The 5,374-nt window shown below is 44.8% G+C and carries 5 protein-coding genes; all 5 read left to right on the top strand.

Annotated elements, in window-relative coordinates:
• Positions 1-18 precede the first annotated feature (18 nt).
• The 5 genes from MKY23_RS20225 to MKY23_RS20205 are packed head-to-tail and all read left to right on the top strand — an operon-like array spanning position 19 to position 5,369.
• Positions 19-1,068, top strand: a complete 1,050-nt coding sequence (locus MKY23_RS20225) for an HAD-IIIC family phosphatase (RefSeq protein ID WP_154887949.1) — start codon at positions 19-21, stop codon at positions 1,066-1,068.
• 15 nt (positions 1,069-1,083) lie between these two features.
• Entirely contained in the window at positions 1,084-1,347 is a 264-nt protein-coding gene (locus MKY23_RS20220; RefSeq protein ID WP_090914983.1) for a phosphopantetheine-binding protein, read from the top strand.
• Positions 1,344-2,228: a hypothetical protein gene (locus MKY23_RS20215; protein ID WP_336120693.1), complete on the top strand. Its 885-nt coding sequence runs from the start codon at positions 1,344-1,346 to the stop codon at positions 2,226-2,228. The genes MKY23_RS20220 and MKY23_RS20215 overlap by 4 nt, the downstream gene beginning before the upstream one ends.
• Before the next feature lie 24 nt (positions 2,229-2,252).
• On the top strand, positions 2,253-3,017 hold the full coding sequence (locus MKY23_RS20210; RefSeq protein WP_339831724.1) for an alpha/beta fold hydrolase: 765 nt from the start codon (positions 2,253-2,255) through the stop codon (positions 3,015-3,017).
• 30 nt (positions 3,018-3,047) lie between these two features.
• Positions 3,048-5,369 carry an FtsX-like permease family protein gene (locus MKY23_RS20205; protein ID WP_339831722.1) on the top strand — a complete coding sequence of 774 codons (2,322 nt, stop codon included), beginning with the start codon at positions 3,048-3,050 and terminating at the stop codon, positions 5,367-5,369.
• Positions 5,370-5,374: the final 5 nt, after the last annotated feature.

Raw genomic sequence — 5,374 nt, 5'->3', positions numbered from 1 at the left:
CGAAAGGGAGGCATGACCATGGAGCGGTTGAAGGATATCAAATGTGTCGTATGGGATCTGGATCACACGATCTGGGATGGAGTCTTACTTGAATCCGGAGATGTGAAGCTAAGGGCGCGCATAAAGGAGGTGATTGAACAATTAGACCGCCGCGGAATACTGCACTCCATTGCCAGTAAAAATGACGCAGAGCTGGCTTGGGCCAAACTTACCGAATTGGGCATTGCCGAGTATTTTTTATACCCCGAGATTCATTGGGATGCGAAGTCCATATCCATTCAGCGTATTCAGCAGAACATCAATATCGGAATGGATGCCATCTTGTTTGTGGACGACCAGCCTTTTGAACTGGAGGAAGTGAAAAGTGTACATGCGGATGTTCAGGTTCTTCATGCAGATCACTATGAGACGATGCTGAATGATCCGAGACTGATGCCTCGCTTTATTACAGCAGACTCTTCCCGCAGAAGACAGATGTATCAGGCAGATACACTTCGAAAGCAGGCGGAAGAACAGTATGAAGGTCCTTCGGAGAAGTTTCTGGCTTCACTTGGTATGAAGTTTACGATCTATGAAGCGACAGAGGATGATCTTCAGCGAGCGGAAGAGCTCACGGTTCGTACCAATCAGTTGAATGCTACAGGGATCACTTACAGTTATGAGGAACTACATCAGTTGATGACTTCACAGGATTACTTGCTATTGGTGTGTGAACTTGAAGACAAGTACGGAACATATGGAAAGATCGGGCTCGCGCTTATTCATAAGCAGCCGGATATATGGAGACTGAACATGTTGCTGATGTCATGCCGCGTCATGTCAAGGGGGGCAGGAAGTGTATTGCTCACTTATATTATGCGTGAAGCGAGGCAACAGGGTAAGCAGATGCTTGCTGATTTCAGAGAAACCGGGAGAAACCGGATGATGAATATCAGCTATCGTTTTGCTGGTTTTACACAGCTGTCTGCAGATCCTGACGGAAAGATCGTCTTTTCGCATGATCTGAAGCAGGTTGTGGAGTTTCCGGACTATATTGAAGTTTGTGTGCCTGAAAGACAACATCAATAACAAGGGGGAAGATCAGTGGATTATCGTCAGGAAATTCGAGAGTTTATCGGAAACAATCTTACCATGGAACATGAGGACGCTCAAATTAGCGACAACGACAACTATTTTGAAATGAGATTTGTCAACTCACTCTTTGCGATGCGTTTAGTGGATTTTGTAGAGCGCAGATTCCAGATTGAGATCGGAAATGATGATCTGGACTTGGCCAATTTCAGTACCATTAACCGTTTGCATGATCTCATTGAGAGAAAGCTTGCTGCCAAGGAGGTGGCACGATGATAACAGCCAATCAGTCATCTGTTCGTCCAGTGTCTAGCCCGGCAGCCAGTCCTTCCAATAAGTATATGTACCTGTTTCTGGCGATGTCCTTCGGTACTTGTTATGGTATTGCCAGCTTGTTCATGTTCTTTCCTGATTTTATTGTACCAATCACTGGTGAACTGCATCTGATGCATCCGTTAGCTATCGTTGCTCTGTACTCTCCTTCCATTGCCGGATTAATTACATGTTATTTAATGGGTGGCAAAGACGCGCTGAAAGGCATGTTCTTGAAGCTGGTTCCGCGAAAAAAAGATCTGTTCTGGATTCCTGTAATTATCGGTATTTCCATCGTATTTGCTTCATCGATGCATTTTGGCTCCCTGCTATTCGGCATACCGGTCCCCGATCTGACATATAGTGTACCGGAAATGATCTGGCTTGGCATTGTGAACTTGTTCAAGGAGACGGGGCTCATCGGTGGTTTATTTGGCTGGATTGGATTCTTACTTCCCTTCTTGCAAGGCAAGTTGAAAAACAATGTAACAAGTGGTCTGATTACAGGATTCCTGTTTGGACTATGGGTGCTTCCGGGTTATCTGATTTCATCTTTTGGCACCTCAACCACATACATATACTACGTGGTGCAGCTTATGGCGTTTATCGTATTTCAGAGCTACATCTTCAATGCTACGAGAGGTACGCTGTTGTTTTACCTTTTGGCTTTCTGGCTTGTCGCTACAGGAAGTCAGATCGATCTGTATTACTTCAATCCGCAAGTACAGATCATGCAATTTTTCTTTTTCGTAACCTCGGCAATTATCATTCATATCGTCTTTAAACGCAAAAAAGTTGACACAACGCTCCAGACATTTCCTGCATATGTTCTAGACGCGAAATAAGCAATTAACGGTGGTGATGGAGTGATGGCACAGACTTATCTTGAACGACTGCAGAAGGGCAGGGGGAACAGGCAGGTGATCTGTTTTCCTTATCTGGGTGGACACTCTCGGAGTTTTTATCCTTTAGTATCTCACCTTCCGGATACGGAAATATGGGCATTTACACCTCCCGGTCACGGGATGAATTCGGAAGAGCCTCTGGAACATATGCAACAACTTGTAGAGCTTTATACGAACGAACTGTTGCCTATAATTAAATCTGGCGCAACCTTGTTTGGGCACAGCTTGGGCGGAATTACAGCTTATTATGTTACTCAGCGGTTACAACAGGAGCTTCCAGATGTAGCAAAGACATTGCGTCTTGTGTTATCCGCCTGCAATACGCCTGCTGAATGTGGATTGAACCGTTATGATCAGATGTCTGATGAGCATCTGATTGATCACCTTTTTTCCTATGACGGCCTACCTAAAGAGCTCATCCACGAAAAAGAACTTTTGCAGTATTTCATGCCTGTAATTCGGGCAGATTTTCGCATGCTGGAATCCGCAGCGACACTTGAATGTCAGCCTCTTTCACTGCCAGTGCTGTTTCTGTGGGGAGAACGGGACAATGCCGTTCCCCTTCAGTCAGCGCTCAAATGGGAACGATATTTTGATGTACCGATGAAGCTTCAGACCATTCGAGAGGGGACACATATGTTCATCATGCACCACCCTTCAACAGTGGCGCATTATCTGACAAGCTTTATGACTCCAGAAGTAGAACCACTGAACATAGTAGATAGATGAGAGGAGCCATGTTAGTTTATGCTGCTGAGAATGCTGAGAAACGACTTAATGAGGAAAAAAGGAATTACGGCTGCGCTGTTTATTTTTGTCCTGCTCGCTGCTTTGCTGGTATCTTCCGGTTCTCGAATGATCATGGAACTGACGAGTTCCATTCAGTATTTGTTCTCTGAATCGAAGACACCTCATTTTGTGCAAATGCACTCTGGAGATCTGGATCAGGCCAAAGTGAACACATGGGCTGAAGGAAATGCAATGGTTGAGCAACATCAGATTGTCGAGATGGTTAACATCAATGGAGCCAACCTTTATCTTGGTGCAGAGTCCGAGAAAAATACCGTCATGGATATTGACTTTGTTACACAAAATCAGCAATTCGACTATTTACTGAATCTGAATAGTGAGATTATCCAAGTTCGTGATGGCGAGATTGCTGTGCCCGTGTATTATTTACAGCAAAATAAATTAAATATCGGTGACCAGGTTCGGATCAATAATGGGGCTTTTGAGCGTTCATACACCATTGTTGATTTTGTGCGTGATGCACAGATGAATCCATCTGTTGTGCACTCGAAGCGTTTTATCGTAAGCCCGAGTGATATAGAGCAATTGAAGCAAGGGGTCGGAGAGATGGAATATCTCATTGAGTTCCGACTGCATGATCCTTCCAAAACAAGCGAGTTCACCCAAGCCTATCAAAATGCAGGGCTTCCTAACGCTGGCCCGGTGGTGACCTATGGTTTGTTCCAGATTCTCAATGGGATGACAGACGGAATTATTGCAGCCGTTATTATTTTGGTCAGCCTGGTACTGATTCTGATTGCGATGCTGTGTATTCGTTTTACCATGCTTGCCACTATTGAGGAAGATTACCGCGAGATCAGCGTCATGAAAGCCATTGGTATCTCAGAGAAAGATATCAAGCGGCTCTATTTGGTCAAATATGTGTTTATGGCAGGTTTGGCTTCCATCTTGGGTTACATCGCTTCCCTCGGAGTGAACCAGCTATTTGTATCTAATATTATGCTGTATATGGGGAAAGCACCGGCTACATTACTACATTTCGCCGTGCCTCTGCTCGCAGCAGGTTTGATATTCACCATGGTTGTGCTATTCTGCCGCGCTGTGCTTCGTCGTTTTCGTTCGATCTCTGCTGTGGAAGCCCTTCGCACTGGAAGTTTGGGAGATACACAGATCGTTCGCAACCGTTTAAACCTGTCACGTAATCGCTGGTCTTCCGTGCCTGTTTTCCTTGGGTTAAAAGACGTGATGCAACGTGTCAAAATGTTCCGTTTGTTATTATTCGTATTCATCGTCAGCTCATTTATTATGATCGTACCGCTTAACTTTTTGAACACACTTCAGGCTCCAAGCTTCATATCTTATATGGGTGTAGGGCAAAGTGATATTCGAATTGATCTTAGGCATACGGATGATGTAGAGCAGCGTTATGCTCGTCTGGTGAATCAAATTGAAAACGATGCTGATGTTCAAAAATATTCACCTCTCGTAACAAGCCAGTTCAAGATTCGTAATGCAGAAGGCAGCTACGACAATCTGAGCGTGGAGAGCGGAGATTTCAGTATATTTCCTTTGTCTTATCTAAGTGGAAATGCCCCAGCAACAGATCGTGAGATTGCTCTCTCGGATGCAAACAGCAATGATCTCAAACTTAAAACGGGGGATCAGCTGACCTTGCAAGTGGGCGGTCAAGACCAAGTGATGACGGTCAGCGGCATTTATCAGGATGTGACGAATGGCGGAAAAACAGCAAAGGCGCTTTTGCCATACAACAAAGATAGTGTGCTCTGGTATGTAGTCAGCTTGGATCTGAAAGACCGCGGTGTGATGGCTGCCAAAATTGCAACATACGAGAAAGATTTCTCGCCAGCGCGTGTAACGGATCTTCAAGGATACTTGAATCAAACGCTTGGTGGTACGATTCAGCAATTAAAGCTGGTGACCACACTTGCACTGGCCATCGGAGTATTCATTTCTATTTTGATTACCTCACTGTTCCTGCAGATGATGGTTGCCAAAGATAACAACGATATTGCTGTATTGCGAAGCATCGGCTTTGCGTTATCCAAGATCAAGTTGAAGTATGTCGTCATGTCACTGGTCATCCTCATTGTAGGTGTAGCCGCAGGCACAATCTTATCCAATACACTGGGTCCAATGCTGGTGAGTGGCATTATGTCCTCTTTTGGTGCTTCAAAGATTGTATTTGTAATTGATCCGGTGCAGGCGTATGTACTCTGTCCATTGCTACTGGCAGGAACGATCATTATTACAGCCTGGATCAGCATTCAGTCGATTCGGGAAACTAGCATTTCGAAAATGATAGTGGAATAGGGAGG

It is taken from the genome of Paenibacillus sp. FSL R7-0272 (assembly GCF_037969905.1).
GTDB classification, from domain to species: Bacteria; Bacillota; Bacilli; order Paenibacillales; family Paenibacillaceae; genus Paenibacillus; species Paenibacillus polysaccharolyticus.
The sequence above is the reverse complement of the archived record's forward strand: the minus strand, read 5'-3'. Positions and strand labels throughout refer to the sequence as shown.

Excerpts from the sequence above, each read along its gene's own strand:
- MKY23_RS20215 (WP_336120693.1), top strand. The coding sequence starts at position 1,344 with ATGATAACAGCCAATCAGTCATCTGTTCGTCCAGTGTCTAGCCCGGCA.
- MKY23_RS20225 (WP_154887949.1), top strand. The coding sequence starts at position 19 with ATGGAGCGGTTGAAGGATATCAAATGTGTCGTATGGGATCTGGATCAC.
- MKY23_RS20210 (WP_339831724.1), top strand. The coding sequence starts at position 2,253 with ATGGCACAGACTTATCTTGAACGACTGCAGAAGGGCAGGGGGAACAGG.
- MKY23_RS20205 (WP_339831722.1), top strand. The coding sequence starts at position 3,048 with ATGCTGAGAAACGACTTAATGAGGAAAAAAGGAATTACGGCTGCGCTG.